The sequence below is a fragment of the Paenibacillus glacialis genome (genome assembly GCF_001637205.1).
Classification (GTDB): Bacteria; Bacillota; Bacilli; order Paenibacillales; family Paenibacillaceae; genus Paenibacillus_AQ; species Paenibacillus_AQ glacialis.
Genome location: NZ_LVJH01000016.1, coordinates 45,033 through 71,111 on the forward strand (window position 1 = coordinate 45,033; position 26,079 = coordinate 71,111).

At 40.6% G+C, this 26,079-nt stretch carries 28 protein-coding genes and 1 pseudogene; 20 read left to right on the forward strand and 9 right to left on the reverse strand.

Annotation, left to right across the window (positions count from 1 at the left end; all coding sequences use genetic code 11):
* Positions 1-28: 28 nt before the first annotated feature.
* Positions 29-496 carry a MarR family winged helix-turn-helix transcriptional regulator gene (locus PGLA_RS09435; RefSeq protein WP_068531929.1) on the reverse strand — a complete coding sequence of 156 codons (468 nt, stop codon included), beginning with the start codon at positions 494-496 and terminating at the stop codon, positions 29-31.
* A gap of 107 nt (positions 497-603) precedes the next feature.
* On the opposite strand from PGLA_RS09435, the gene PGLA_RS09440 reads away from it, so the two are divergent.
* Positions 604-1,716 carry an NADH:flavin oxidoreductase gene (locus tag PGLA_RS09440; RefSeq protein WP_068531931.1) on the forward strand — a complete coding sequence of 371 codons (1,113 nt, stop codon included), beginning with the start codon at positions 604-606 and terminating at the stop codon, positions 1,714-1,716.
* Positions 1,717-1,881: 165 nt separating this feature from the next.
* Here the strand turns inward: PGLA_RS09440 and PGLA_RS09445 are convergent, their stop codons facing one another.
* Together PGLA_RS09445 and PGLA_RS09450 are read right to left on the reverse strand one after the other, a co-directional pair.
* A complete protein-coding gene (locus PGLA_RS09445; RefSeq protein ID WP_068531933.1) occupies positions 1,882-2,739 on the reverse strand; it encodes a DegV family protein in 858 nt (285 codons plus the stop codon).
* A 30-nt stretch (positions 2,740-2,769) separates the two neighbouring features.
* Complete coding sequence (locus tag PGLA_RS09450) at positions 2,770-3,192, reverse strand: hypothetical protein (protein WP_068531935.1); 423 nt, start codon at positions 3,190-3,192, stop codon at positions 2,770-2,772.
* Between the two features lie 168 nt (positions 3,193-3,360).
* Here PGLA_RS09450 and PGLA_RS09455 point away from each other — a divergent pair, with 168 nt between their 5' ends.
* The gene (locus tag PGLA_RS09455) at positions 3,361-3,744 is read left to right on the forward strand and encodes a DUF423 domain-containing protein (RefSeq protein WP_068531936.1); all 384 of its coding nucleotides are present in this window, start codon (positions 3,361-3,363) and stop codon (positions 3,742-3,744) included.
* A gap of 34 nt (positions 3,745-3,778) precedes the next feature.
* Here PGLA_RS09455 and PGLA_RS09460 read toward each other — a convergent pair whose 3' ends face one another.
* Entirely contained in the window at positions 3,779-4,330 is a 552-nt protein-coding gene (locus PGLA_RS09460; protein WP_068531938.1) for a hypothetical protein, read from the reverse strand.
* Positions 4,331-4,530: 200 nt separating this feature from the next.
* Between PGLA_RS09460 and PGLA_RS09465 the strand changes: the two genes are divergently transcribed.
* Positions 4,531-4,833 (forward strand): YunC family protein, encoded by a 303-nt coding sequence (locus tag PGLA_RS09465; protein WP_068531940.1) that lies wholly within the window; start codon positions 4,531-4,533, stop codon positions 4,831-4,833.
* A gap of 155 nt (positions 4,834-4,988) precedes the next feature.
* On the opposite strand, the gene mtnA is transcribed toward PGLA_RS09465, so the two are convergent.
* Both mtnA and mtnK read right to left on the reverse strand, forming a co-directional pair.
* Entirely contained in the window at positions 4,989-6,080 is a 1,092-nt protein-coding gene (gene mtnA / locus PGLA_RS09470; RefSeq protein ID WP_068531942.1) for an S-methyl-5-thioribose-1-phosphate isomerase, read from the reverse strand.
* Complete coding sequence (mtnK, locus tag PGLA_RS09475; RefSeq protein ID WP_068531944.1) at positions 6,077-7,306, reverse strand: S-methyl-5-thioribose kinase; 1,230 nt, start codon at positions 7,304-7,306, stop codon at positions 6,077-6,079. Before mtnK ends, mtnA begins: the two co-directional genes overlap by 4 nt.
* 280 nt (positions 7,307-7,586) lie before the next feature.
* On the opposite strand from mtnK, the gene PGLA_RS09480 reads away from it, so the two are divergent.
* The 7 genes from PGLA_RS09480 (at position 7,587) to PGLA_RS09510 (ending at position 14,376) form a co-directional block, all read left to right on the forward strand.
* Positions 7,587-8,048 carry a Dps family protein gene (locus tag PGLA_RS09480; RefSeq protein WP_068531948.1) on the forward strand — a complete coding sequence of 154 codons (462 nt, stop codon included), beginning with the start codon at positions 7,587-7,589 and terminating at the stop codon, positions 8,046-8,048.
* A gap of 289 nt (positions 8,049-8,337) precedes the next feature.
* A complete protein-coding gene (gene sufC, locus PGLA_RS09485; RefSeq protein WP_068531952.1) occupies positions 8,338-9,114 on the forward strand; it encodes a Fe-S cluster assembly ATPase SufC in 777 nt (258 codons plus the stop codon).
* A 24-nt stretch (positions 9,115-9,138) separates the two neighbouring features.
* Complete coding sequence (gene sufD / locus PGLA_RS09490) at positions 9,139-10,446, forward strand: Fe-S cluster assembly protein SufD (RefSeq protein ID WP_068531954.1); 1,308 nt, start codon at positions 9,139-9,141, stop codon at positions 10,444-10,446.
* Positions 10,443-11,663 carry a cysteine desulfurase gene (locus tag PGLA_RS09495; RefSeq protein WP_068531956.1) on the forward strand — a complete coding sequence of 407 codons (1,221 nt, stop codon included), beginning with the start codon at positions 10,443-10,445 and terminating at the stop codon, positions 11,661-11,663. The genes sufD and PGLA_RS09495 overlap by 4 nt, the downstream gene beginning before the upstream one ends.
* Complete coding sequence (gene sufU / locus PGLA_RS09500) at positions 11,653-12,084, forward strand: Fe-S cluster assembly sulfur transfer protein SufU (protein WP_068531960.1); 432 nt, start codon at positions 11,653-11,655, stop codon at positions 12,082-12,084. Before PGLA_RS09495 ends, sufU begins: the two co-directional genes overlap by 11 nt.
* Positions 12,085-12,104: 20 nt before the next feature.
* Positions 12,105-13,502, forward strand: a complete 1,398-nt coding sequence (sufB, locus tag PGLA_RS09505) for a Fe-S cluster assembly protein SufB (RefSeq protein WP_068531962.1) — start codon at positions 12,105-12,107, stop codon at positions 13,500-13,502.
* A gap of 268 nt (positions 13,503-13,770) precedes the next feature.
* On the forward strand, positions 13,771-14,376 hold the full coding sequence (locus PGLA_RS09510; protein WP_068531964.1) for a M23 family metallopeptidase: 606 nt from the start codon (positions 13,771-13,773) through the stop codon (positions 14,374-14,376).
* 100 nt (positions 14,377-14,476) lie between these two features.
* On the opposite strand, the gene PGLA_RS09515 is transcribed toward PGLA_RS09510, so the two are convergent.
* Both PGLA_RS09515 and PGLA_RS09520 read right to left on the reverse strand, forming a co-directional pair.
* Positions 14,477-15,523: an HD-GYP domain-containing protein gene (locus PGLA_RS09515; RefSeq protein ID WP_068531965.1), complete on the reverse strand. Its 1,047-nt coding sequence runs from the start codon at positions 15,521-15,523 to the stop codon at positions 14,477-14,479.
* Positions 15,524-15,594: 71 nt separating this feature from the next.
* Positions 15,595-16,317 carry a molybdenum cofactor biosynthesis protein MoaE gene (locus PGLA_RS09520; protein WP_068531967.1) on the reverse strand — a complete coding sequence of 241 codons (723 nt, stop codon included), beginning with the start codon at positions 16,315-16,317 and terminating at the stop codon, positions 15,595-15,597.
* Positions 16,318-16,469: 152 nt separating this feature from the next.
* On the opposite strand from PGLA_RS09520, the gene PGLA_RS09525 reads away from it, so the two are divergent.
* From PGLA_RS09525 to PGLA_RS27385, 10 genes are all read left to right on the forward strand, one after another.
* The gene (locus tag PGLA_RS09525; protein WP_068531969.1) at positions 16,470-17,909 is read left to right on the forward strand and encodes a bifunctional metallophosphatase/5'-nucleotidase; all 1,440 of its coding nucleotides are present in this window, start codon (positions 16,470-16,472) and stop codon (positions 17,907-17,909) included.
* Positions 17,910-17,968: 59 nt separating this feature from the next.
* Complete coding sequence (locus tag PGLA_RS09530; protein WP_068531971.1) at positions 17,969-18,796, forward strand: undecaprenyl-diphosphate phosphatase; 828 nt, start codon at positions 17,969-17,971, stop codon at positions 18,794-18,796.
* Between the two features lie 90 nt (positions 18,797-18,886).
* Positions 18,887-20,005, forward strand: coding sequence for an HD-GYP domain-containing protein (locus tag PGLA_RS09535; protein WP_068531973.1), 1,119 nt, complete (start codon positions 18,887-18,889; stop codon positions 20,003-20,005).
* A 365-nt stretch (positions 20,006-20,370) separates the two neighbouring features.
* Positions 20,371-21,510 (forward strand): radical SAM/CxCxxxxC motif protein YfkAB, encoded by a 1,140-nt coding sequence (gene yfkAB / locus PGLA_RS09540; protein WP_068531975.1) that lies wholly within the window; start codon positions 20,371-20,373, stop codon positions 21,508-21,510.
* Between the two features lie 16 nt (positions 21,511-21,526).
* The gene (locus PGLA_RS09545; protein ID WP_068531978.1) at positions 21,527-22,882 is read left to right on the forward strand and encodes a hemolysin family protein; all 1,356 of its coding nucleotides are present in this window, start codon (positions 21,527-21,529) and stop codon (positions 22,880-22,882) included.
* Between the two features lie 12 nt (positions 22,883-22,894).
* Positions 22,895-23,926, forward strand: a complete 1,032-nt coding sequence (gene ytvI, locus PGLA_RS09550; RefSeq protein WP_068531982.1) for a sporulation integral membrane protein YtvI — start codon at positions 22,895-22,897, stop codon at positions 23,924-23,926.
* Positions 23,927-24,136: 210 nt separating this feature from the next.
* Positions 24,137-24,358 (forward strand): spore coat associated protein CotJA, encoded by a 222-nt coding sequence (locus PGLA_RS26700; RefSeq protein ID WP_084410906.1) that lies wholly within the window; start codon positions 24,137-24,139, stop codon positions 24,356-24,358.
* A complete protein-coding gene (locus PGLA_RS09555) occupies positions 24,358-24,624 on the forward strand; it encodes a spore coat protein CotJB (RefSeq protein ID WP_068531984.1) in 267 nt (88 codons plus the stop codon). The genes PGLA_RS26700 and PGLA_RS09555 overlap by 1 nt, the downstream gene beginning before the upstream one ends.
* Positions 24,625-24,649: 25 nt before the next feature.
* A complete protein-coding gene (locus PGLA_RS09560; protein ID WP_068531986.1) occupies positions 24,650-25,219 on the forward strand; it encodes a manganese catalase family protein in 570 nt (189 codons plus the stop codon).
* 199 nt (positions 25,220-25,418) lie between these two features.
* Positions 25,419-25,877: a hypothetical protein gene (locus tag PGLA_RS27385; protein WP_161487867.1), complete on the forward strand. Its 459-nt coding sequence runs from the start codon at positions 25,419-25,421 to the stop codon at positions 25,875-25,877.
* A gap of 5 nt (positions 25,878-25,882) precedes the next feature.
* Here the strand turns inward: PGLA_RS27385 and PGLA_RS28860 are convergent.
* Positions 25,883-26,047 (reverse strand): annotated as a pseudogene (locus PGLA_RS28860) (site-specific integrase); the annotation flags it as partial.
* Positions 26,048-26,079 lie beyond the last annotated feature (32 nt).

The window sequence follows — 26,079 nt, forward strand, 5'->3', positions numbered from 1 at the left end:
GTAGTTCATGATCGGCCTCATCAATAATTTAGTAAGAAGAGCTAAGAAAGCTTACGGATTTATTTAAAATTCGTATGAATTGTTTCGTATCATCAGTACCTAGATGTTCACGCAATTGCTGAAAACGTGCAAACAGTTCTTTCTCTCGTTCTTCAACAAAGTGGTGTCCTTCATCTGTGGCTGATACGAGAATAGAGCGTCGATCACCGGGGTCCATCGTGCGTGTAATATACCCGGTTTGTTCAAGCGATTGAATAACGTGTGTCACAGCGGATGAGGTAATTTTTAATTGTTTACTGAGTTCTGAAACTTTGATGCCATTTGAACCCGGAGGACATAGATAGGTCAGATAAACAAGTAAGTTCGATTCACTTTGTCTTAGATCTTTAGAGGGGCTGAATACATTTCCTACACGTTTCAATTGTCCGAATATTAAAGCAAGTTCTTTCGTTAAGTTATCTTTATTCAAATCCAAGTTGTTATTGTCTGAGCTCATCAAACATAAGACCCCCATTAACTTTTACTGTAATAATAAATTATTTACTAAATTAAATATATTGTCAATGTGGATGTGACAATAATGAATCCAATAAGAGGTGTCGTATGAAAAAGAATTATTCGGTTCAATCATTATTTCAACCTTTTACATTAGGCAGTATTACACTATCTAACCGTATTGTTATGGCGCCGATGACCCGAGCGTTTTCACCAGATGGTGTGCCAGGGAAGGATGTCTTAGAATACTACAAGCGTAGAGCGGAGAAAGGCGTCGGATTGATCGTGACCGAGGGAACTGTGATTAATCACCTAGCGGCAGCGGCAAATCCGAATGTTCCCTATTTTCATGGAGACAAAGCATTAAATGGTTGGGCAAAGATTGTTGATGCGGTGCATGAAGCAGGAGGTAGGATTATTCCGCAGCTTTGGCATGTTGGTACTCAGCGCATTGTCGGTCAGCTTCCAAATCGCGAATCTTTACCCATCGGTCCATCGGGAGTAAATGCAGAAGGCATTAAAGTAAACGAGCCTATGACCGAACAAGAAATTGAAGTAGTGGTTGGGGCGTATGCCCAAGCGGCAGCGGATGCTAAGCGACTTGGTTTTGACGGCATAGAACTGCATGGGGCGCACGGTTATTTAATAGATCAATTCTTCTGGGAGCAAACGAATCGGCGGACTGACCATTACGGTGGAGATTTTATCGCCCGTACACGTTTTGCGGTAGAAATCATCAAAGCTTGCCGGCTTGCCGTAGGGCCTGACTTTCCTATAGTATTTCGTTTTTCTCAATGGAAAAGAAGACCATTCACGGCAAAATTGGTCGAAACTCCGGAACAGTTAGCTCAATTTCTATTACCATTAGTAGAGGCTGGAGTCGATGTATTTCATTGCTCAACTCGGCGTTTTTGGGAACCAGAATTCGAAGGTTCCTCTCTCAATCTTGCAGGTTGGACAAAGAAATTGACGGGTAAACCGACGATAACAGTCGGGTCTGTCGGTCTTGATGAAGAGTTTATTCGTTTTTTTGCAGAAGGAAAAGGAGCCCGAAATGTTAATATCGATGGGTTGATCGAGAGGCTCGAACGGGAAGAATTCGATTTGGTAGCGGTGGGACGCGCTTTACTTGTAGATCCAGCTTGGGTAGATAAGATACGCAATGGGTGCGTAGAGGAGTTGATACCGTTTACACATGAGGCTTCAAAAATTTTATATTAACATCCCCTACAGCCGAAACGGATTAATATATTCTAATATTATTGCGGCCTTGAAGGAGATATAAGTAATAAGAAGATTTTCATTGGGGGAAATGAACGAAGAATCGATAAATCCATGACGATATCTTCTCGTCATGGATTTATCTGTTTAAGCTATGTATTCAAATTAACTTATACTCGTTTTTTTGGAATACATAATGCCGATGGTATGTGGACCGCAGTGACTGCAAATGACACAGCCTGCGTTGGATAAGGTTACCTCAGCCTGGGTGAGCTCTTGTAGACGAGCCTGCATGAGTAGGGCATCTTCTTCTGCAAGAGAGTGAACGACCATAATATGGTCATGATCCATGAGATCTTTCTTATCAAGGACATTTTGTAATAACTGTTCTACAGCTTTTTCACGTTTTCCGCGAACACGAGTAGCCGGTATCATCTTCCCCTCAGCTACTTTAATAATTGGGCGAATCTTAAGGAGGCTTCCGATGAGGTTCTGCATGCCGGAGCAGCGTCCACCTTTGTAGAGATATTCCAATGTATCCACAACAAACTCGGTTTCAACCTCAGGCCGCACAGCCTCCAAAAGGGTAACTATCTCTTTCAAGGAACGGCCGGCTTTAGCAGCTTTGATGGCTTTCATAACTAAGAGCCCAATGGCAGACGATAAGTTCAATGAATCAAACACTGCGATCTGATCTGTTGGGTATTCGTCAGCTGCAATAAGAGCGTTCTGATAAGTAGAAGATAGTTCTGAAGAAAGGCTAATAAAGAGAATCTGGTCTCCTCGTTCAATGTATGGGGTGAAGGCCCTCATGAAATCAGCAGGCGAGGGTGCCGCTGTCTTGGGTAAATCTCCATCCTGAGTGACTCTCTGATAGAGATCAATTGGGGTAATATCTAATCCATCTCGCAATGATTGCTCTCCGAATATTACGTATAAAGGTACAATGCCGATGTCGTATTCTTCAATCCATGAGTTAGGCAGATCACTAGTACTGTCCGCAAATATTTTAATAGTAGGCATGTGGTAGTAATCTCCCTTATTTCGATTTAATTATGTGGTAGCGGATACAACGGCAATAACAAAAAATATAGCCAAGCTTATCAAAATAGCGGCATTCATAATCAAACCTAAGATTGCGAATATTTTCTTTCTGTTTCTCAGTGATACCCCAACAATTCCTAGAATTACGCCAATCAAGTTCATTAATAAAAATAAGATGACGATAGAGCCTGCAACTCCCAATTTTTCAATCGTTTCTTCGCTAAGTGAAGAAAGATTTTCATTAAGACTAGAAGTAAACAGGGAACCGATAAAGGCGACAGATGCAATATAACCTAATAAACTGATCATACACAGAACAAAAGATGCAATTCCGGGTCCCGAATGCTTTACAATAATGGGTTTGGCTGAAGCGGTGGAGTTAATGAATGGGCCCTCTTCAACGATGGGGTGCTGTGGTTCATTTGAATCCATACTTGATCTCTCCTTAACAATATTTAACGATAATATAACTCTTCCATATTTGAATGGAAAAATCAAGGATTGTTATAACGTCTTCGATCGAAGAGCAAGTGGTAAAGAATTAGGCTATGCGTTATTATAACGTAAGAGTATCAGATTTATGATAAAGGAGTGGACAAATTGCAACGGACATTTGCAAAATGGGGAACGATCCTGATGGCCTTATCGGTGGGAATCGGGGCTTTTGGAGCGCACTTATTAGAGCCAAGAATAGGTGCAGATGCTTTAGGCGTATATGAAACGGGAGTTCATTACCATATGATTCATGCACTTGGTCTTATACTGATTGGTTTAACCGCAGGTCAGATTGGTGTATCTAGAAGCCTTAAATGGGCAGGGTGGTTATTAGTATCGGGAATTATATTGTTCTCTGGTAGTCTTTATGTGCTCAGTATCACGGGAGTTAAAGTACTAGGCGCAATTACACCTCTTGGTGGCGTCGCGTTCATTGCAGGATGGTTATGTTATCTTTCGGCTTTCTTACGATCGAAAAAAGTCTCATAACGAATTAAAAGAGGACTCGGGAGTCCTCTTTTTTTTAATCTGTAAAAGAATCGATTTCGTTCAGCATAAATGAGTATACTTGTTTCTCATCCACATGGTAAACGTTAACAAATTGTTGATCTTCATCAAAATTCAATATCCGGCAAGGTATGTCCATGTATTGACCCTTCCGATTTGCTGTCAAGCGTACTAGACGGTTGTCTTTAATACAGGATTTAATCCACGTCCTAGGATCTTCAATATGATTTAATGCTGGAGTATTGGTTTTCGGGAGTAAGACTGGTTCTTGCGTAAGTGAATTCTTTAATCTAGATTGCACGATTTCCTTTCCAGTTTTACCACCTATAGTGGTTTTGGAAAGATGAGGGGGAGTTGATTCAAATGTGGATATTTTCTTCGATTGAAGAAGATGATCTATCATTTCGCCTAACTCTATTCCAGATTGAACACGAAAATCCATAACCTGCTTATTATTGTTCATCATTTCAAATAGTGATTGAAGTGCACGAGCATTGGACTCATTTTTGATTAATATATCGACTTTGAATAAATATCCTCGGTCCTCTTTGTCTTGTTTATTATTCATAATTCCCCCAGCTTGTCAGTAAAATCTTAGCTATGTTATAAACTATACCATTATAATTGGAAGAAAAATAGTCCTTATGTCGTAGGACTCAAGCGGATTATTTTGTATATTCGACAAAATTTTCATTGTTGTTATAGACACCCAATAACCTCAGATTGAATACACATAATGTTGAGACAGATGTGAGGAGGTGTCCTGCCATGATTAATATTGTGCCTATTGTTATCGAGGGTATATCCGTCACCGGGGTCGAAGTGAAACTCCCCAAAACGACTCTCCTGACCATTAATACTTCTAAAGGTTATATTATGTGTGGTGCTCTGGATATTGGTCTATTAAATGAACGGCTGTCGGATCGCCAGATCATTGCTGGAAGAGCAGTGGGTGTCAGAACGCTGCAAGAATTACTGGATGCACCGCTTGAATCCGTTACCTATGAGGCGGAGAAGCTCGGTATAACGCCAGGGATAACAGGAAAAGACGCGTTGATAAAGATGTTGTAGCGAAGCGATATTCAAAAAGACCAATTCGAGTAGTAGTTGAATTGGTCTTCTTACTTTAGTTGTAACTAAATGGATTGAACTAAAGACGAACCCCGGCTTTCTTTAGTAATAATTAAACCTGGAGCCCAAACCTTAGTTCAATCCATTTAGATGAGTTATTTTGAGAAAATAGCAGCTAAATTCTCCTTGAATGGAGCTTGAATGATTCCTTTTTCTGTAATGATAGCCGTTACATATTCATTAGGAGTGACATCGAAGGCAGGGTTAAATACTTTGATATCCTGAGGTGCAGTTCGTTTACCGAACCCTTCGGTTATTTCTTCTGCTGGTCTTTCTTCAATAGGAATTTCTTGACCTGTCTCGGTGTTTAAATCAATCGTGGAGAGAGGGCAGGCAACATAGAATGGTATTCCATGCGCTTTGGCAAGTACAGCTACACTGTAGGTACCAATCTTATTACATACATCTCCGTTAGCAGCAACTCGGTCTGTACCGACGATGACAGCCTGGATCCATCCTTTGGACATCACCATACCGGCCATATTATCACAAATCAGAGTAACATCGATGCCAGCCTGTTGGAGCTCAAATGCTGTTAATCGTGCACCTTGTAGTACCGGTCGCGTCTCATCAGCAAAAACCTTTAGTTGAATACCCCGTTCATGGGCGAGATACATGGGAGCAAGAGCTGTACCATATTTCGCAGTGGCAAGACCACCTGCATTACAATGTGTAAGGACGCCCATTCCATCATGGAATAATGGGAGTGCATGTTCACCAATCAGACGACATACTTCTTCATCTTCTAATTGAATAGCCTGTGCTTCAGCAAGAAGCGCTTGATTAAGTTCAAGAATGTTATGTCCTACTTGGGTAAGTGACGTTGCCGTATCCTTCATACGATCTAACGCCCAGAAGAGGTTCACAGCTGTTGGTCTTGAAGTCGCTAGATATTTGCAGATTTCAAGGACTTGATTCAACCATTGTTGGTTGTCGGTGTGATCTTTATCAAGTTGATCGTGTGAAATACGACGAGCACCGAGAACCACACCATATGCAGCTGCGATCCCGATTGCCGGAGCACCACGAACCTTCATGGTATGAATGGCATCCCAGACTTCTTCCGCGGTATATAGATCTAGCAAAATAATAGATTCAGGTAGCAATCGTTGGTCAAGAAGAATAAGTCTGTCTTCTCCCCATGTAAGGGAGGATAATGGTTCGTTCATAGATTGTGTAGTCGTCATGAAGTAGCTCCTTGTCTAGAAGTTGGATTTGTCTTTTGTACGATACGAAGCAAATCTTCAATAGAAGATATTTGACGGTGATTTAGAATAAGTTGTTTCCCGATTGCCAATGCCTTTCGCTGTGCTGCCTCTTTCAATTCGTCATTTACGATCGTATCAATGTCGGCAACGTGAGCTAAGCCTACAATGCGGCGGATGATTTTGCAACCGGCAAATCCTACAGTATCTTGAAGGATACGTGCAACGTACAGATCTTGATATCCAGGTGTACGCGCCATCAGGTCTTGTACATCTGTGTTCCACAATGTGCGGAAGCTAGACTCAAATTGCTTCCAAAGATTCTCCACCGTGAGTAGAAGGTGTGCCTCTTTCTCTTGGACTGCGAATTCGGTATCATTCCAACCAGGCTGGGCTACATAATTGAGTATAAGGTTAGCAATAATAGCTCCAATATCGAACCCCATCGGGCCATAATATGCGAATTCAGGGTCAATCACTTTAGTAGATGCCTGAGTGACAAAGATACTCCCCGTATGTAAATCGCCATGTAACAGTGCTTGAGACTGGGTTAGAAACTTTTCTCTTAATAAAGCTACTTCTAAATGGAGGTCTAGATTCTCACGTAAACTCTGCGCCTCATCCTCAATGCTAGCAGGATAGTTGTTATTGTCTGAAATATGGTAGGGATCCTCAAAGATAAGGTCCTCTGTAATTTTACATAAATCGGGGTTAATGAATTTTTTGGATTGTGCCTTTTTGTCCAGTGGATTGAGAGCGAGATCGGATGTATAGAAGAGTGTATTGGCTAAGAAATCCCCAATATGCTCAGCAAACAATGGATATTTCTCTCCAGCGATTAAGCCTTGTCGCATGATGACATGATCACTAAGGTCTTCCATGACGGTGAGTGCGAGCTCTTCATCATAAGCATAGACTTTAGGGACAAGTCCTTGAGAGAGGTGATACTGTATTTGAAGCGCTTCTCGTTCTATTCTTGCTCTATCCAAGGAAAGGGGCCAAGATTCACCTACGACTTTTGCATAAGGAAGGGCTTGTTTGACAATGATACTCGTACAAGTGTTACTGTCTGAGATATGAAACACTAAATTGAGATTTCCGTCCCCTATTTCACGGCATACGAGGTTAGATTCTTGAGAGAAGAAGTTAGGGATTTCTTTGACATAAGCGATAGCTTCTTCATTATTAAAAGGATGATATGTGGACAAAGGGTTCACCTCCGGTAAAATATAAAGAATGTTATCCCTACTCTTTAACTGGGTATATTTCAGTATAACGGAAACTAGACATATTTTGTACACTTTTTTAAGTGAAACGTGACCTTTGATGTTTCATCATATAGGTATTATGGTTAAAATATAAATAGGCAAGAGGGTAACAAATGCTAAAAGATTCACATGTCAAATAACATCCTTATGTAGGGCACTCACTTGTCGTTTATACAAGAAGTCTTATATCACATATTAATAGAAAAGGAAGGGATTTATCATGGCAAAAACAACTTCAACGACTCAAAACACAACATTAGAACAGGTACTAAATCAACAAGTTGCGAATTTGAATGTATTATATGTGAAGCTACATAATTATCATTGGTATGTACGAGGAGAGAAGTTCTTTACATTACATGAGAAATTTGAAGAAATATATAATGATATTACGTTGAAAATGGACGAGGTTGCTGAACGCTTATTGACACTAAAGGGAAGTCCAGTTGCAACAATGAAAGAATTTCTGGATATTACAACGATTCAAGAGGCAGATGGTAAAGAGGATGCAAGTAAGATGGTACAAAATCTGATCGAAGATTTGGCCACAGTGGCAGAAGAACTTGAAGAAGGCATTGATCTAGCAGAAAATGCTCATGACCATGTTACAGGAGACATCTTGATTACGATTAAAGGTGACTTCGAGAAACATATGTGGATGCTTCGTTCTTTACTGGGTTAATCGGACAGGTTTAACGTAAAGAAAAATGGGCTTGGCTGAAATACTTAGCCAAGCTTATTTTTCTTATATCTATTTTTTTAAAAATACAGTGATAAAAATCACAGCTAAAAATGTGAATAAGCTTGATTAAAAAAAACTTTAGTATAAAATTAGTGAGAATCATTGAGAATCAAACGGAATTAGTTTAGAATAAGTATAAACAACATTACACATGCTTGAAATTGGAGAGAGACTCCATTTCAAATAGAGTTTAAAGCAAATAATCAAAATAGCGGAGGGAATAATAAACATGACTACAAATTTCGTCATTGAAGGACTTAAAGCATCAATCGAAGGAAAAGAAATACTGAAAGGCATTAACTTGGAGATGAAAGGTGGAGAAATCCACGCGATCATGGGTCCAAACGGAACTGGTAAGAGTACTTTGGCTTCTGCTTTGATGGGACATCCTAAATATGAAGTAACTGCAGGTTCAGTATTGTTGGATAATGAAGAAGTACTGGAAATGGCTGTTGATGAACGTGCTCGTGCAGGACTATTCTTGGGTATGCAGTATCCAAGTGAAATAAGTGGGGTTACCAATTCAGATTTCCTTCGTTCTGCAATTAACGCACGCCGTGAAGAAGGAAGCGAAATTTCACTGATTAGATTCATTCGTCAAATGGAAGCTAAGATGAAAGATCTTGATATGAACCCTGAGTTTCTACACCGTTACCTAAATGAAGGTTTCTCCGGTGGAGAAAAGAAACGTAATGAAATTCTACAAATGATGATGTTAGATCCTAAAATTGTTATTTTAGATGAAATAGATTCCGGACTAGATATTGATGCACTTAAAATTGTAGCAAATGGCGTCAATGCAATGAGAAGTGAAGATCGTGGATTCCTCATTATTACTCACTATCAACGTCTATTAGACTACATTAAGCCTGATTTTGTTCACGTTATGATGCAAGGTAGAATTGTGAAATCCGGTGGCCCTGAGTTGGCTCATCGTCTAGAAGCTGAAGGTTACGACTGGGTTAAAGAAGAATTGGGTATTGAAGACGAAACAGTAGGTCAATAAATATAACGGGAGGAGGACAAAGAAATGACAACACAAACCATTCTTCCGGTGAATACCGAAAGTTTAAAAGAAATATCGCTACAAAATAATGAACCAGCCTGGTTAACGGAACTTCGCCTTGAAGCATTGGAATTGGCGGGCCAATTGGAACTTCCTCGTCTTGAAAAGACAAGATTAGATCGCTGGAATACGCAATCTTACGGCGCTTATCAAGCAACGAATGTGATTGATTCTTTAGAGAACCTTCCAATGTCTGTCCAAGGACTGGTTAAGGATGAAAACTTAGAAGGTAGTCTAATTGTTCAGCACAATTCTGGTGTGGTTTATACTCATCTTTCTTCTGAATTAGCTAAACAAGGTGTTATTTTCATGGATCTTCATACAGCAGCTACTGAACACGGAGATTTAGTGAAGAGCTACTTGCATAAAGCTATTGAGAAAGGCGAGAACGCCATTACTGCATTACATGCTGCACTATGGAATGGCGGAGTTTTCCTATATGTACCTAAGAACGTGGAAGTTACTTTACCTCTTCAAGCTATTTTCTTGACTGATAAAGAGACAGCGACATTTGCTCCACATATATTGATTATTGCGGATACCAATAGCTCCGTAACTTATGTTGATAATTATGTTTCCGGTGAGATTGAGGGTAACGTGGTCCATAATGGGTCCGTTGAAGTATTTGTAAAAGCTGGAGCTAAGGTTCGTTATGCTACAGTTCATCAATTTGGCAATGAAGTAACTGATTTAAGTTACCGTCGTGCTGTCGTGGAGAACGATGGTGCTATTGAGTGGATCGTTGGTGAAATGAACGACGGGAATGCAATGAGCGACACAAGTTCTATTCTCAAAGGTAATGGTTCATCTACGGATGCTAAGGTTATTGCTGTTGGATCGGGCGCTCAGAAACTTAATTACACAACCAGAGCGCAGCATTTCGGCAAGAACACACCTAGCCAAATGATTACACGTGCTGTATTACGTGAACAATCTACAGCGATTATCAATGGTATTACGAAGATTGAACATGGTGCTTCCAAAGCAGACGGACAGCAGACGGAAAAAGTGTTAATGCTTAGTCCGAAAGCACGTGGAGACGCGAATCCAATTCTTCTTATTGATGAGGATGATGTAACTGCAGGACATGCTGCATCTGTTGGACAAGTGAATCCAGAACAAGTCTATTACCTTATGTCACGTGGTATTTCCCGTACAGAGGCAGAAGCATTGATTATTTACGGTTTCTTGGCTCCAGTGGTATCTCAAATTCCACTTGAAGGCTTGCGTACGCAACTTCAGGCTCTAGTTGAAAGGAAGTTGGGACGATGAATCTTGACGTGCGGGAGCAATTCCCTATTTTGCAGCAGGAGATCAATGGACATCCATTAGTATATTTGGACAGCGCAGCTACTTCTCAGAAGCCACGTGTGGTTATTGATGCACTGCAGCATTATTATCAATGGGACAATGCGAACGTGCATCGTGGAGTGCATACTCTTGGTAGCCGTGCTACAGATGCATATGAAGGTGCTCGCGAAAAGGTGGCTCGTTTCATTAATGCCAAAAGTACACAAGAGATTATCTTCACTCGAGGGACAACAACGGCTTTAAATTTGGTTGCTTCATCATATGCACGTGCGGTATGTGGAGAAGGTGACGAAATTGTATTAACACCCATGGAACATCACAGTAATCTCATCCCGTGGCAACAGGTAGCGAAAGCTACCGGTGCTACGCTTAAATATATTACTCTGCAACCAGATGGATCGGTAGATCTGGCTGAAGTTGAAAAAGTTGTAACAGCACAGACTAAAATCGTGGCAATTGCACATGTATCCAACGTTATGGGAGTCGTGAATCCCGTTAAACAAATTGCTGAAATTGCTCATCGTAACGGTGCTATTATTGTGGTAGATGGGGCTCAAAGCGCGCCACATATGAAAGTAGATGTTCAAGATTTAGATAGTGATTTCTATGCTTTCTCTTCTCACAAAATGTGTGGTCCAACCGGAATTGGTGTACTTTACGGCAAAAAGGCCTTGCTGGAGTCTATGGAGCCGATTGAATTCGGCGGAGAAATGATTGATGAAGTAGGTCTCTACGATTCTACATGGAAAGAGCTACCGTGGAAGTTTGAAGGCGGAACACCTATCATTGCGGGTGCTGTGGGACTAGGTGCTGCTATTGATTTCCTTACTGACATCGGTATGGATAACATTGAACGCCACGAGAGTGAAATAGCATCGTATGCGATGAATCGCTTGTCAGAGCTTAAAGGGATTACAGTGTATGGTCCTCGCACACGTAAAGTTGGACTGGTAACCTTTAATCTGGGTGATGTTCACCCTCATGATGTAGCTACAGTTCTTGATGCAAGTGGTATAGCCGTTCGAGCAGGACATCATTGTTGCCAGCCTCTTATGCGTTGGTTGAATGTGAATTCGACGGTGCGTGCTAGCTTTTATTTATACAATACCAAAGATGATGTTGATCGTCTTATAAGTGCCTTAATCCAGACAAAGGAGTATTTCGGCGATGCAACTTGATGATTTATACCGGCAAGTAATCATGGATCATTACAAAAACCCACGTAACAAAGGTAAGTTTGAAGATGGCGCTATAACGGTCGATTTAAATAACCCTACATGTGGCGATAAGATCACACTGCAGCTTAAGGTGAATAATGGCGTTGTAGAAGATGCCAAATATACCGGCGATGGATGTTCTATAAGTATGTCCTCCGCTTCGATGATGACAGCTGCGGTTAAAGGTAAGACTTTGGAAGAAGCTAGAGATATGATTGCACGCTTCTCACAGCTGATGTTGGGTGAAGACGTTCAATTTGATGATTATGAAGATATTGAAGCCTTATCTGGAGTGAATAAGTTCCCTGCACGCATTAAATGCGCAACGCTCTCTTGGAATGCACTACGCAAAGTGATTGATGAGGAACAGTTCAATAAATAATGATAGGGAGTTGAAATAACGTGGCTAAGAAATCACCAGAAATAGAAGAATATAAATATGGGTTTCGTGATGAACATGAGTCCATTTTTAAGACAGGAAAAGGTTTAACTCCTGAGATCGTTAGAGAAATTTCTCGTATTAAGGACGAACCAGAATGGATGCTTGATTTCCGTCTGAAGGCATTAGAAACATTCGAGAAAATGCCTATGCCTAATTTCGGCGGGAATATGGATGATTTGGATTTCAATGAAATTCAATATTTCGTTAGAGCTTCCGACAAACAAGGGAAAACATGGGAGGAAGTTCCTTCTGAAATCAAAGAAACTTTTGATAAGCTTGGGATTCCTGAAGCTGAGCAGAAATTCCTAGCTGGAGTATCTGCACAGTATGAATCGGAAGTTGTCTATCATAGCATGCAGAAGGACCTTGAAGATCAAGGTGTTATCTTCATGGATATGGATACGGCACTTAGAGAGCATCCGGAAATTGTTAAAGAATATATCAGTACCGTTATTCCAACAGCAGATAACAAGTTCTCAGCTCTTAACAGTGCTGTATGGTCCGGTGGTAGCTTTATCTATGTTCCTAAGGGTGTTAAATGTGAAATGCCACTACAAGCATACTTCCGCATTAACTCCGAGAATATGGGACAATTTGAACGTACACTGATCATTGCGGATGAAGATAGCCACGTTCACTACGTAGAAGGCTGTACAGCTCCAATATACAGCACGAACTCTCTACACAGTGCCGTTGTTGAGATCATCTGTAAGAAGAACGCACGCGTGCGTTATACAACGATTCAGAACTGGGCACCGAATATCTACAACCTGGTTACGAAACGTGCAGTAGCTGAAGAGAATGCAACGATGGAATGGGTAGATGGTAACATCGGTTCCAAACTGACGATGAAATATCCTTCTGTTGTTCTTAAGGGCCGTGGAGCAAAAGGAATGGTATTGTCCATTGCCATTGCAGGTAAAGGTCAACATCAGGATGCGGGAGCTAAAATGATTCATTTAGCGCCAGACACAACATCTACGATTGTATCTAAGTCCATCAGTAAACATGGTGGTAAAGTAACCTATCGTGGTCTGGCTTCCTTTGGTCGTCAAGCCGAAGGAGCTAAGTCTAATATCAAGTGTGATACGTTGATCCTAGATAACGAATCCACTTCGGATACAATTCCATACAATGAGATCATGAATGACAACATTACGCTGGAGCATGAAGCTACTGTATCTAAGGTGTCAGAAGACCAACTCTTCTACCTAATGAGCCGTGGTCTTACAGATGCGGAAGCAACTCAAATGATCGTTATGGGCTTCATTGAACCGTTCACGAAAGAACTTCCAATGGAGTATGCAGTAGAAATGAACCGTCTCATTAAGTTCGAAATGGAAGGTAGTATCGGTTAATTCTTGTATGACAAAGGTTTACTTCTTTTATGTAACATATAAAAACGTGTTCGTGGTGACTTCTACACTATTGTGTTGAAGTCCTCGGACACGTTTTTTTTGTAATATATATGGTTAGGCGGTGAGTGACTTGAATGTCATGAGTCGCCTTTTGTTGTAGTTCTGTTAGGTTAGTCTTCCAAGCAAGCGCACAAGCGAAGGATAGATTGGAAGAATAGAATATATGAATGAATCGAGAGAATAATTGAGATAGAAGGAGTGGTTAGTGATGAACCCATTTGAATCATATAGACTAATAAGTCCATTCGGCATGCGTATTCATCCAGTATTCAAAGTGCCAAAGTTCCATAGAGGCGTTGATCTTGTAACTAGACCTTCTAAGGGCCCGTTGTACGCATTTGTTGCTGGAGAAGTCATTCATGCTAAAGAAGGAGTTAATGGATCGGGATTTGGAGGCTACGGTATTGTGGTGGCAATTAAGGATGACAAGGGTTATCTACACTGTTATGCTCATTTAACTATGGCTATGGTTCAGGTTGGCGATAGGGTACTGCGAGGGGAGAAAGTAGGACTTCAAGGAAGTACTGGGATAAGTATAGGTGCTCATCTTCATTATGAGATCCGTAAGGTATGTTCTCCATCATTTGGTTACACGTTGACGGAAAGTGGTGTGGTTGAACCAACGAAGTACTTGCAAGACTATTATGCTAAAGAGGAACTATTTACAGTGGACAAAAAAGACGCAAATGCAATCATTGATAAGTATCTCAAGCCAGCATGGGAAGTAGCCAAGACGCCTGCAGACAAAAAGGAGATTGGAAGATTGGCTGATGAGCTACGAGTAGCATCTGGACAACCGAAACAGAATGTATAAATGAATTCAGATGTTGAGATGGAAGGCAGCATCTGAACTAACGATATATATAGTAAAAGCAGGCTCCCTAATGAATAAGGCCCTGCTTTTACTATGTATATCACATGAATAATTTTTCAATAGATAAATTCCGTTCAGTGGAAAGGTCTAGAAAGATAGAGTCGATCTGGATAAGAGGACGAAATGAATCTATAGGGTTTGTCATAACTATCGTTCCCGATTGACCATCTGATAAGAGTACTTTCTTTCCAAGGAAATTTGGAATCATATTTCTAATGAATACTTGTGTAGGTTTAGCATTCAATTTACCGAAGCTCAGGCTGTATATTTCACGAAGAACAGTTAATAATTCTTGCTTGGATTGGTATACACGGTGAGTAGTCATTGCACTAAACACATCTGCGACAGCTACAATTTGTGAGAATGGATGGATATTATGTACATGTAATCTAAGAGGATATCCACTACCATCATCACGTTCGTGATGTTGTAGTGCAACTAATGCGGATGCTTCGTCCATTGAAGAATTACGAATGATTTCATAACCATAAGTCGTATGTAGCTTTACTTCTTCAAATTCCTCATGGGTTAATTTGGCAGGTTTATTAAGTAGTTCGCGAGGAATTCTACATTTGCCGATATCATGTAAATATCCTGCTTTGCCTGCGGAATAGGCATCCTTCTTAGAGTAACCTAACCAACTTGCAATATAGTAGGATAACATCCCAACTTGCATGGAGTGCTGATACGTATAGTCATCATTGAAATCATTCGCTAACAATAAAGATACAACGTCTGATTGGTCTGACAATTGATCAACCAAGGGATGAAGGATGTCGTCGACCACACTACTATTAACTTTCCCGGTACTGATAGATTCTAAGAATATATTCTCGAATCCGTCAATAGCGTTTGCTAGATGAGGCTTAATCTTAGCGAGCGACTCCTGATTCTTTGGTGAATCATATAAAGATTCCTTCGTATAAAGAGACTCAACATCTACATAATCAACACCATGCTGAAATAATTTGGCAATCTCAATTGTTCCTAGCTCGGTTTGTTTCTTTAATACATGTAAGCCTTTATCACTAAAAGTATCCGCTTGTAAAATATCTCCAGGTTTTAAATCGGTTACATGAACTCTCAAGAGGAAGACACCTCACTTAGCTATTTATAATAAATAAATATATCATAATAAGAAGAAATTGGATATATAGATTAGCGTGAAAGAGGGTCCCAAGATTCTTGCTGGTCAACTCCCTTCCATGTTTTCCCGTCATCCCAGATCTCTTTTTTCCAGATAGGAACAGATTGCTTTAAATTCTCAATGGCATAACGACTCGCCTCGTAGCAAATATCTCTATGTGCGGAAGAAACCGCAATAATCACACTGACTTCTTGTATATCAACCCTTCCGATTCTATGAGAAATTGCACAAAGCGTACCTGGCCAACGCGTGTTCAATTCCGTTCCGATTCGTTCTAAATAAGATAATGCCATAGGGATATAGGCTTCGTATTCTAAATGAACGGTTCGCTTGTCTCCGGTCATTTCCCTTGTGGTTCCGACGAAAGAGAGTGTAGCTCCATGATTGTTGTTCAATACTTTGGAATATACATCTTCTATAGAAAGGGGGGTATCCGTGATGACATACATCCCATCGGAACTACTTTCTATGAGTGACTTCTGTCCATCCCCTCCGGATACCGGAGGAATCAGTGCGACTTCATCGTCAGCTGTAATCATCATTTCGCCTGTGGCATATTCTTCATTGATAGCAAAGAAAGATACTGAAATTTGGGATGCAGCATCGGGGTAAGCAGAAGAAAGTGAAATTTTTAATTGATCGGCGCTAATGGGCAGCTGATCTAAGGAGAAATCCAGTACAGAAGTGTTTAGTAGTTCAGCTAGTCCAGCAAAAAGTCTAATCTTAATATTCAATTTTTTGCACCTCGGTTATGTCGGTTTTTTCCTTCAATATACCACAATCATTAAGGAAATGTTATGATTAAGCATTATGAGGAAGCATCGGGTGATCATGCGTGAAATCCATTCGATTGAATTTGGAAGCGAAGAGAGGGAGGGCAATCATCATGGCACAGCTTAAGAAAGAAAGACTAACCATTCTGCATACCAATGATATTCATAGTCATTTTGAAATGGTAAGTTCCATCGCCGGACTGATAAGCGCGGAAAAAAATATTGCCTCAGACAGTCCCCTTCTTCTGTTGGATATAGGTGATCATATGGATCGCATGTCAGTAGAGACAGAAGGTAGTGTTGGGCTAGCAAATACGGACATTATTAATTTAACGGACTATGACGCGATTACGATTGGCAACAATGAGGGACTTACTTTTACACCTGATATGTTAGAGAGAGCCTATAGTGGGTTGTTGTGTCCCGTGGTCTGCTGTAATATCCGTGAATTAGCTAGTGGTCTTTGTCCAAGTTGGATGCAGGAACATACGATCATAACCAAAGGAAATATCAACATAGGGATCATTGGCGTAACCGCACCATTTGATGAATTCTACAGACTTCTTGGGTGGGAGGCAATTGATCCTGAAATCGCAATACGAGAACAGATTGCTAACCTAAGACCACAAGTTGATATTCTTATTCTTCTATCTCACTTAGGACTGCCAACAGATCGTGAACTCGCGATGAACTTAGAGGGAATAGATCTAATTCTGGGTGGACACACACATCATTTACTTGAAGAGCCCATATATATCGGTAGTACTAGTATTTGTGGTGCGGGTAAGTTCGGACAATTCGTAGGTAAAGTAGTCATGGAGCGAGACTGTGAAGGGAGATATAAAGTGGTATGGGGAGGGTGCTTACCTGTTGATCCGATGAGAAAGGATGACAAGATAAATGCTGCTTTAGAGATTCACCGCAAGCAAGCTAATGAGGTTTTACAGCGTACAATAACCGTAACGGACCATGTTTTATTGTTAAATGAAGAGGGTCAGGAATCCCCTTTTGGTAATATTATGGCACAGTCATTACGCCAATTTACAAAGACTGAAGTTGCTATGGTTAATACAGGGCAGCTGTTAGGGTCTCTTCCGGAGGGGAATATTACAGTGGGTATGTTACATCAATTATGTCCGTCACCCATTAATCCTTGCATTCTTAAGTTAAAAGGCAGTGATATTCGATATACGTTGGAACAAAGTTTGTTGTCTGAATATAAGGAAAAGAAGATTTTTGGTTATGGATTTCGGGGGAAGGTATTAGGAAGTATAGCGCTAGATGGGGCAGAGGTCTTGTACGATAGTACCCGAATCCCTTATGATAGGATAGTTAGCGTAAATATCAATGGTGTCCCATTGTGTGATGATCATGAGTATAGTGTAGGTACAATTGATATGTTCACTTTTGGAATAGGTTACGAAAGAATTGCTGAGGGTTCTGATAGAAGGTTTATTCTACCAGAATTTCTGAGGGACTTATTAAGTATTGAACTTCAACGTCCGGGTAGTCTCGAGGATTGTCATGAGATAAGATGGTACTCAGTAGTCTAAGTTATCAGGATTTCAACATATAATGGATCATTTGGAACAGAAACATTTAGGAGGATATAATGGATACGATTACAGCAATTATTCTTGGGATAGTGGAAGGAATTACGGAGTTTATTCCAGTATCTTCAACGGGTCATATGATCTTAACTTCCAAAGCAATGGGGTTTGATGATCAAACGGATATTATGAAAACTTTTGAAATAGTTATTCAGTTAGGAGCTATTCTTGCTATTGCTATTGTATACTGGCGCCGAATCTTGGGCCTACTTGGACTAAAACGTAAGGATAAAACAACCCTTGTGGGTTCACCATCAAAAGGGCTTGATCTTATACACGTGATATTGGGTATTGCACCTGCACTTATTGTCGCTTTTTTTGCGAGAGATTTTATTAAGAGTTTGTTTAGTGCGAATACCGTTGTATGGGCATTAGTTGCCGGTGGTATATTTATGATCTTTGCAGAATGGTTCAATAAAACGAAATCAAAAGTAACAGCACATGATTTAGATGACTTAACATACAAGCAAGCTTTCTTGATCGGACTATATCAGATTATATCTGTTCTATGGCCAGGATTTTCACGTTCTGGTTCTACCATATCTGGGGGAATGCTGAGTGGAGTTAGCTATAAAGCATCAGCTGACTTCTCCTTTTTGATCGCAATTCCGATTATGTGTGCTGCATCGGGTTATGAATTACTCGATTCCTACCGATATTTCAATAGTGACACTATAGGATACTTTGCTATAGGATTTTTCGTAGCTTTTGTTGTTGCATACTTGGTAGTATTGGCTTTTATGAAGCTTATACAGCGAATTAGACTTACTCACTTTGCTATTTACCGATTTGTACTTGCAGCTGTATTTTGGATATTCATACTGAATTAATCGCATCCAAGCGTATTTTTCTCGAGTGGGAGATCAATGTAACTGCTTTGATGTGTCATGACATTATTCATCCATGTAGGAGGATACACTTTGCGACTAGTACCTGTACAGATGCTTAAAGAAGGCATGAAGTTAGGCAAGAAAATATATAGTGCTGATGGAGTTACATTGTTAGCAGAAGGTGTGGAATTAACCAATAATCTGATTCGTAGATTAAAAGGGATTAGCATCGATTATGTATATATTCAAGACTTATTAACAGAGGACATTGTCATCCCTGAGGTTCTGCACGAAGAAACACGTCGCAAAGCTCTATATACCATTCAATCTAGTTTTAAAAAAATATCGGAGTCCACTGCTACCGGAAATAGTATTGGTGGGTATCGTCATTTGGGCAAAGATTTCTCTAACGTGATGCAATCCATTCTAGATGATCTTAATAGCCAAGAAGTCACAATGATAATGCTTATGGATATGAACCTAACAGATCATTATTTATACAGGCATTCGTTAAATGTATGTATATATACATTAATTCTAGGTGCTGCAAGTGGGTTATCTTACGAACAACTTAAGGTTCTTGGCATAGGATCTCTTCTACATGATATTGGGAAGACTCAGATTCCAATTAAGATATTGATGAAACCTGAAAGATTGGATGAGAAGGAATTCGAACAAATCAAGTCTCATACGGAATTAGGTTTTAAAATACTTAAAGACGAGCCTGGCATTCCTTTACTTGCAGCGCACTGTGCATTGCAGCACCACGAAAGATTGAACGGTACAGGTTATCCACGAGGACTTAAAGGTTCTGAAATCCATGAGTTTGCACAGTGGTTAGGGATGGCAGATTCATATGATGCTATGACTTCCCATCGTGTGTATAAGCAAGCTATGCTTCCACATCAAGCCATGGACCTCTTATATGGGGGTTCTGGTATTCTGTTTGATCAGATGAAGCTACAGGTGTTTCGTGATAAGGTCGCAATTTATCCACCAGGTATGAGTGTGAAGCTCAGTTCAGGTGAGACTGGTGTGGTAAGCAGAATACATCCAAGTATACCTCAACGGCCTGTAGTTCGTATTCTTACTAACGAATATGGAGAAGCACTGAAGGCGCCCTATGATATGGATTTGACGCTATCTCTGTCCATCGTCATTACACAAGTGGAAGGTCTAGACACGTTTCCCGAAGCAACGATTCAATAAGAAACAAACAAAAATTCATGAAACAATGACATTGTGAAAGCTATTTCGACTGTGGTGCACAAAGAGGTGCCACTATCGCAGAAGTTGTCGTTGTAACATGGTTTTTTTGTTATATAGATTGAACTAAAGTTTGCGCTCACAACTTCAATCATTTCTAACATAAGTTCATGAATATAGGGGTTCGTCTTTAGTTCAATCTATATATGTATGATTATTTTGTGCCTTGGGATAATAATATATTTGAATGACTAACAAGTTTTACGTTACCAAGAAAAATGATTTAAAACCCTCTTCGTGATATGATATATAGTAAAACGTTTGTGCTTATTATATCTTTGGTTAATAAAGGGAACAGGGTGGCGAATATGATTACAGAAGACAATACAAGATCTACGAACACGAAAACGATATCACCAAGTTATGATCAATGGGAACCTATGAATTCTCTTCGGAAGTATGGTCAGCATGTCCTGACTAGTGTAGAAATGACGGTTACTCATCTTTGTAATATGCGATGTGAACATTGTGCTGTGGGGGATATGTTGGTCATGAAAGAGTCGGAATCTCTTTCTCTAGATCTGATGCTCAGGAGATTGGACCAAGTAGAACACTTGGAAACGATAAGTATGACAGGAGGAGAACCTCTATTTCGGAAACAAACCGTAGACGAAGTGATTGTTCCTCTGCTGAAATATGCGAAAGAACGTGGCATTAAATCTCAGATAAACTCCAATTTGACGATGGGTATGGATCGCTATGAGAAGTTACTTCCATATCTTGACGTTATGCATATGTCGTTCAATTACTTGAACGGAGATGATTTTCATGAGGTTGGATTTGCTAACAGTGGACATCCCGTAAGTAAGGAGGCGGCGTACCGTCTATATGACACGATGATTGAGAATACGCGTAAACTTACCGATGCAGGCATGTACATTTCTGCCGAATCCATGATTAATTATCGAACACATAAGAAGCTGGATAAGATCCATGAATTGATTGTAGAGATGGGTTGTCAACGCCATGAAGTTCATCCCATGTATCCGTCAAACTTTGCTTCAAGTCTTCCGGTATTATCCTTAGAAGATATGCGTAATGCCATATATAGTCTGCTTGATTCACGTGATGAGTCTGTATGGATGTTGTTCGGCACACTTCCATTCTATGCTTGTAGTGATCGGGAGGAAGATTTAAAGCTGCTTCGCCGATTAAAGGAGTCAAAGAATATCACAGTTCGTAATGATCCAGATGGTCGTAACCGTGTGAATGTAAATTTATTTTCTGGGGACGTGTATGTGACTGATTTTGCAGATATTCCTCCGTTTGGAAATATTAAAAATGAATCACTTGAGGATATATTTAATCAATGGACTTACGGTCATCCCTTGAACCAAAAAGTGAATTGTCATTGTGATGCTGTTGGTTGCTGTGGTCCAAACTTGCTCGTAGCAGATATGTATTATAAAGGCATTGATTTTAAATTAAGAACCGCAAACAGTTTATAGAAAAGAGGCGTTCGTATTGCATACAGAGTTTGCAATCGGGGAACTTACATTCAATATAACTCTAGTATTGCTGCTTGTATTGTTAAATGGAGTATTCGTTGCGGCTGAGTTTTCACTTGTGAAAATACGTCAAACACGTATTACACAATTAGTCAGTGAAGGGAATAAGTTGGCTGGATTTGCTCTGAAAGTTAACAATAAGTTGGATTCCTATTTATCAGCAACACAGTTTGGAATCACCCTGACTTCTTTGGCTCTTGGGTGGCTTGGAGAGCCAGCTATTTCGAAACTTCTAGTGGAACCTATCATGTTTAAGTTAGGTGTTACCGATCCAACGCTCATTACAACGGTGGGTGTTGTGGTTGGATTCAGCCTGATTACCTTCTTACATATTGTATTAGGAGAATTAGCTCCCAAGTCAATAGCGATCCAAAGAACAGAAGCAACAGCTCTTGCACTTTCTGCGCCTTTGATCTTCTTTTATAAAGTATTTTTCCCATTTATTTGGGTGTTGAATGCTTCTGCTAATACGTTGCTAAGGATCATCGGTATTCAACCTGCCACCGAGTCGGAAGGGGCTCACTCTGAGGAAGAAATCCGGTTACTAATGAATCAGAGTGCCCGAAGTGGCGTGATTGATAAAGAAGAAATGAAGCTTATGGACAACATTTTTGAGTTCTCAGATTTGTTGGCTCGTGAGGTTATGTTACCTCGAACGGATATGGTTTGCTTATATGTGAATTTACCTCTTGAAGACAACATAAAGATAATTAGTGAGACCAAGCATTCTCGTTATCCTGTTGCATTAGAAGATAAAGATCAGATTCTTGGTTTTATTCATATTACGGATCTTCTACTTGCGGACAAGGAACAACAAGAGGATCTTACATCCATGCTTCGACCGATATTAAATGTTCCTGAATCCATGGAAATCAGCCATGTCCTCCGCCTGATGCAGAAGAAACATGCTCAGCTCACACTTGTTGTGGATGAGTATGGTGGAACGGCGGGAATGCTCACAGCGGAAGAAATCCTAGAAGAAATCGTTGGAGATTTATATGACGAATTCGAGGATGATGAACGTGAGAATGTGGAAATTGATGGCGACATTATTTCAGTGAAAGGGAGGATGCTTATTGAGGATGTGAATGATCTGACTGGCGTTGTGATTGAAGACGATGAAGTGGATTCCATCGGGGGATGGTTGTTCAAAGAACTTGAGGGCAGTCCTGCCAAAGGGAAAAGTGTACAGATCGGTAATTTCATATTTCAGGTAGAGGAATCGACACGATTGCGTATTACAAGGGTCATGATTCTGCGAGTTGACAAGAAGAAGGGTATAACCTTGGAACAAATGCAGGATGATCTTTAAAGGATGTGAAGAATGTCTGGGAAGCAATTATTATTTATTGCGTTAAGTCTTCTCTTCATCTATGGTCTCTTTACGATCGGTTCACCATTTCTTCTCGCAGCATTAGTAGCGATCTCCATTGAACCGGCTAATATTGTCCTAATGCAACGGTTGAAGCTAAATCGAATCGCGGCATCTACCATCACATGCACGTTGTTTCTACTATTGATTTTATTACTAGTATATATCTTGGGACTTCAAGTGTTTACTCAACTCGTCGAGTATTGGAAGAATGCACCTAGTTACTTCTCAAGCGCTAATGATTTTATTCAACAGGCGATTATTCAGGCAGAAGGTTTATTTGACCGTCTTCAGCCAGATGTGGCAACTAGTTTACAGCAGTTTCTATCTAATCTGACTTCGTACGTTCAATCTTTGGTAAATACGGTTTCTTCTTCATTTCTGTCTTTTGCTAAAGGGATACCGGATATGTTTATATTCTTCATTGTGTTTTGCGTGGCTGTGTATTTGTTTAGTTTCAGTCTCGATACGATGCGTTGTAGTGTACTATCTTTCTTTGAAGAAAAGTCACAGAGCCAAGTGAATGATGTGATCCATAGTCTCAAAAGGTCAATCTTCGGATTTCTAAGTGCCCAACTTATTCTAAGTATATCGACATATGTAGTTACGCTTCTAGGACTTCTAATCTTAGGCGTATCCTATCCGTTAGCTGTCGCACTATTAGTCACCGTTGTTGACCTGTTACCCATACTGGGGGTAGGTTCGGTTCTAATCCCTTGGGCCATATACCTGATGATTATTGGGAATACCTATACAGCTCTTGGATTAGTGATCCTCTTTATTGTGATTACGGTCTGGCGTCGTGTCCTCGAACCCAAAATTATTGGTGATGCAGTTGGTATCGGTGCGCTTCCTGCTCTAATCAGCATGTATGTTGGTTTCAAATTAGTTGGGGTTATCGGCTTCTTTATCGGACCGCTGGTCATTATCATTTATATTGCTATGCGTAAAGCGGGTCTGTTCCATATTAAAATCAAGTTTTAAATCCATTCACCAAACGAGATGATTAAGCTAAGTACGATATGACTTAATCATCCCGTCCTATTTAAACTCCTTACGGGTAAAGCTGAATCTTCGGCCAAGCCAAGGAGTTTTTTTGTCTTATTTCAGTTCATTTTCTGGGCTAACGTCATATGCTAATTACAAAGACGCACGTCGCGCTACGTAATATGATCATTAAGGAGGAGACTTTTGTTGAACTCACAGATACGAAGTTATACACCATTTATTGGTCCGTTCGACCCATGTCCACCGTTGCTCTGCAGGACATTCTCGGTACCGCCAAATCAATTTATTAACTTCCAGCCATTGGGTTGGCCCCAGTATAGCCTTTCTGAAGCTTTGAGACGTGGAACGCTCTGGCCCGCACTTTATAGCCCTTATACGGCTAGACAATCGCAAGGGGGGGCTTCTTGATGGAGTTTACAGCGTGTGATGAACAGTTTTATGAATGGCTTGAACAGCTCCAAACCGTAGATTTTGCGCTTATAGAACTCAACTTATTTCTCGACACACATCCGGAGGATCTGAAAAGTATTCAGCAGTACAACCAACTTAGCCAAGAAAGAATGCGGCTTGCGCATCAGTTCCAAGAAGTATATGGACCTCTGATGAATTTTGGTCATGCTTTTTCAAGATTTCCATGGCAATGGTCACAGTCCCCTTGGCCTTGGCAAGTCTAGAATCTAACGGAGGTGAGGTTTGTTCATGTGGGTGTATGAGAAAAAATTGCAATATCCTGTAAGGGTTAGTAAGTGCGATCCCCAAATGGCCAGATATTTGTCTGAACAGTATGGCGGTGCTGATGGGGAATTGGCGGCTGCGCTCCGATACTTAAATCAGCGGTATACAATACCTGATAAGGTCATTGGTCTTCTGACGGACATTGGAACAGAAGAATTCGCTCATCTCGAGATGATCGCGACAATGATCTACAAACTAACCAAAGATGCTTCAGTTGAACAATTGAAAGCTGCGGGCCTAGGTCCGCATTACGCGGCCCATGATAGTGCTCTTTTCTATGAGAACGCAAGCGGAGTTCCATTCACCGCTGCCTACATTCAAGCGAAAGGTGACCCGTTAGCGGATCTGTATGAGGACATTGCTGCCGAGGAGAAAGCACGGGCTACATACCAGTGGCTGATTGATATGACCGATGATGTCGATCTGCAGGACAGTCTGAAGTTCCTACGTGAGCGTGAGATCGTACACGCTTTACGCTTCAAAGAAGCGGTCGAGATGATCAAGGATGACCGGCAGGAGCAGAAGGTGTTTTAAATGTCAAAAGAAAATAAAGAATTAGACTGGTAACGCCCCATTACGCTAACGAGGCAGGTTAGTGGAAGAGTAGCCAAAATAAGCGGGATTTTCGACCGGTAAAGTAACGGTTTTTGTAATAATTTTATAATTACGGAATATTGCTGAATAGAAAAAGAAAATTATTACAACTAGGAGGAATACTATGGTATTCACTGCTTTGTGGACTCATGGCAATGCGGTCGTCCCCGAATCACCAGAACAGCTCGACCAATTTACTCGTTATGGTTTTGGCACACAGGTGCAGACTAAAACGGGCACCAACCACTGGTTTCACGTTCCGATGCCCTCACCGGTATTAACAGGCACCTATCGCCCGAAACTTTTACGTGTCTTTATTCTATCAAATTCAGACATTAGTAGTTGCATTAGTAAAGTGCACATATATGATGGATCCAGGTTAGTGACAGAACGGAACCCACTCATTTGTGGGAACAAACTCACAATTCAGAACGATAATGCCATTCATTTTGCTACTCCGCCCTCGGGGCCGGGGGGGATTATTCCGGCCTTTCCGGGGCTCCCTATCTATTATGGGCTAGGCATCACGATGTTAATAGATGCTGGAACTTTTCCTAAAAGGTTCTTTTTCGCTGCATTCGGAGCCGACTGGGAATGAGTTGTCTTCATCAGCTTATAGAACCAGTAACCAAATGTTTTTCTCATGGTATGTGTTCCGATGGATTCGACCTCGCTCATATCTGCTGCCTTTTGTAGCTGGCGATAGTCTTGTGTAGTCGTGATTACCTTATCTCCTTTTCTTGAAGGGAATAACCATTTTGATTCATTTTTTGCCCTCTTTTCTGATTGGTCTATGGTGT

Coding starts and splice junctions, on each gene's coding strand:
- PGLA_RS09435 (WP_068531929.1), bottom strand. CDS start 496: ATGAGCTCAGACAATAACAACTTGGATTTGAATAAAGATAACTTAACG.
- PGLA_RS09440 (WP_068531931.1), top strand. CDS start 604: ATGAAAAAGAATTATTCGGTTCAATCATTATTTCAACCTTTTACATTA.
- PGLA_RS09445 (WP_068531933.1), bottom strand. CDS start 2,739: ATGCCTACTATTAAAATATTTGCGGACAGTACTAGTGATCTGCCTAAC.
- PGLA_RS09450 (WP_068531935.1), bottom strand. CDS start 3,192: ATGGATTCAAATGAACCACAGCACCCCATCGTTGAAGAGGGCCCATTC.
- PGLA_RS09460 (WP_068531938.1), bottom strand. CDS start 4,330: ATGAATAATAAACAAGACAAAGAGGACCGAGGATATTTATTCAAAGTC.
- PGLA_RS09465 (WP_068531940.1), top strand. CDS start 4,531: ATGATTAATATTGTGCCTATTGTTATCGAGGGTATATCCGTCACCGGG.
- mtnA (WP_068531942.1), bottom strand. CDS start 6,080: ATGACGACTACACAATCTATGAACGAACCATTATCCTCCCTTACATGG.
- PGLA_RS09480 (WP_068531948.1), top strand. CDS start 7,587: ATGGCAAAAACAACTTCAACGACTCAAAACACAACATTAGAACAGGTA.
- sufC (WP_068531952.1), top strand. CDS start 8,338: ATGACTACAAATTTCGTCATTGAAGGACTTAAAGCATCAATCGAAGGA.
- sufD (WP_068531954.1), top strand. CDS start 9,139: ATGACAACACAAACCATTCTTCCGGTGAATACCGAAAGTTTAAAAGAA.
- PGLA_RS09495 (WP_068531956.1), top strand. CDS start 10,443: ATGAATCTTGACGTGCGGGAGCAATTCCCTATTTTGCAGCAGGAGATC.
- sufU (WP_068531960.1), top strand. CDS start 11,653: ATGCAACTTGATGATTTATACCGGCAAGTAATCATGGATCATTACAAA.
- PGLA_RS09510 (WP_068531964.1), top strand. CDS start 13,771: ATGAACCCATTTGAATCATATAGACTAATAAGTCCATTCGGCATGCGT.
- PGLA_RS09525 (WP_068531969.1), top strand. CDS start 16,470: ATGGCACAGCTTAAGAAAGAAAGACTAACCATTCTGCATACCAATGAT.
- PGLA_RS09530 (WP_068531971.1), top strand. CDS start 17,969: ATGGATACGATTACAGCAATTATTCTTGGGATAGTGGAAGGAATTACG.
- yfkAB (WP_068531975.1), top strand. CDS start 20,371: ATGATTACAGAAGACAATACAAGATCTACGAACACGAAAACGATATCA.
- ytvI (WP_068531982.1), top strand. CDS start 22,895: ATGTCTGGGAAGCAATTATTATTTATTGCGTTAAGTCTTCTCTTCATC.
- PGLA_RS09555 (WP_068531984.1), top strand. CDS start 24,358: ATGGAGTTTACAGCGTGTGATGAACAGTTTTATGAATGGCTTGAACAG.
- PGLA_RS09560 (WP_068531986.1), top strand. CDS start 24,650: ATGTGGGTGTATGAGAAAAAATTGCAATATCCTGTAAGGGTTAGTAAG.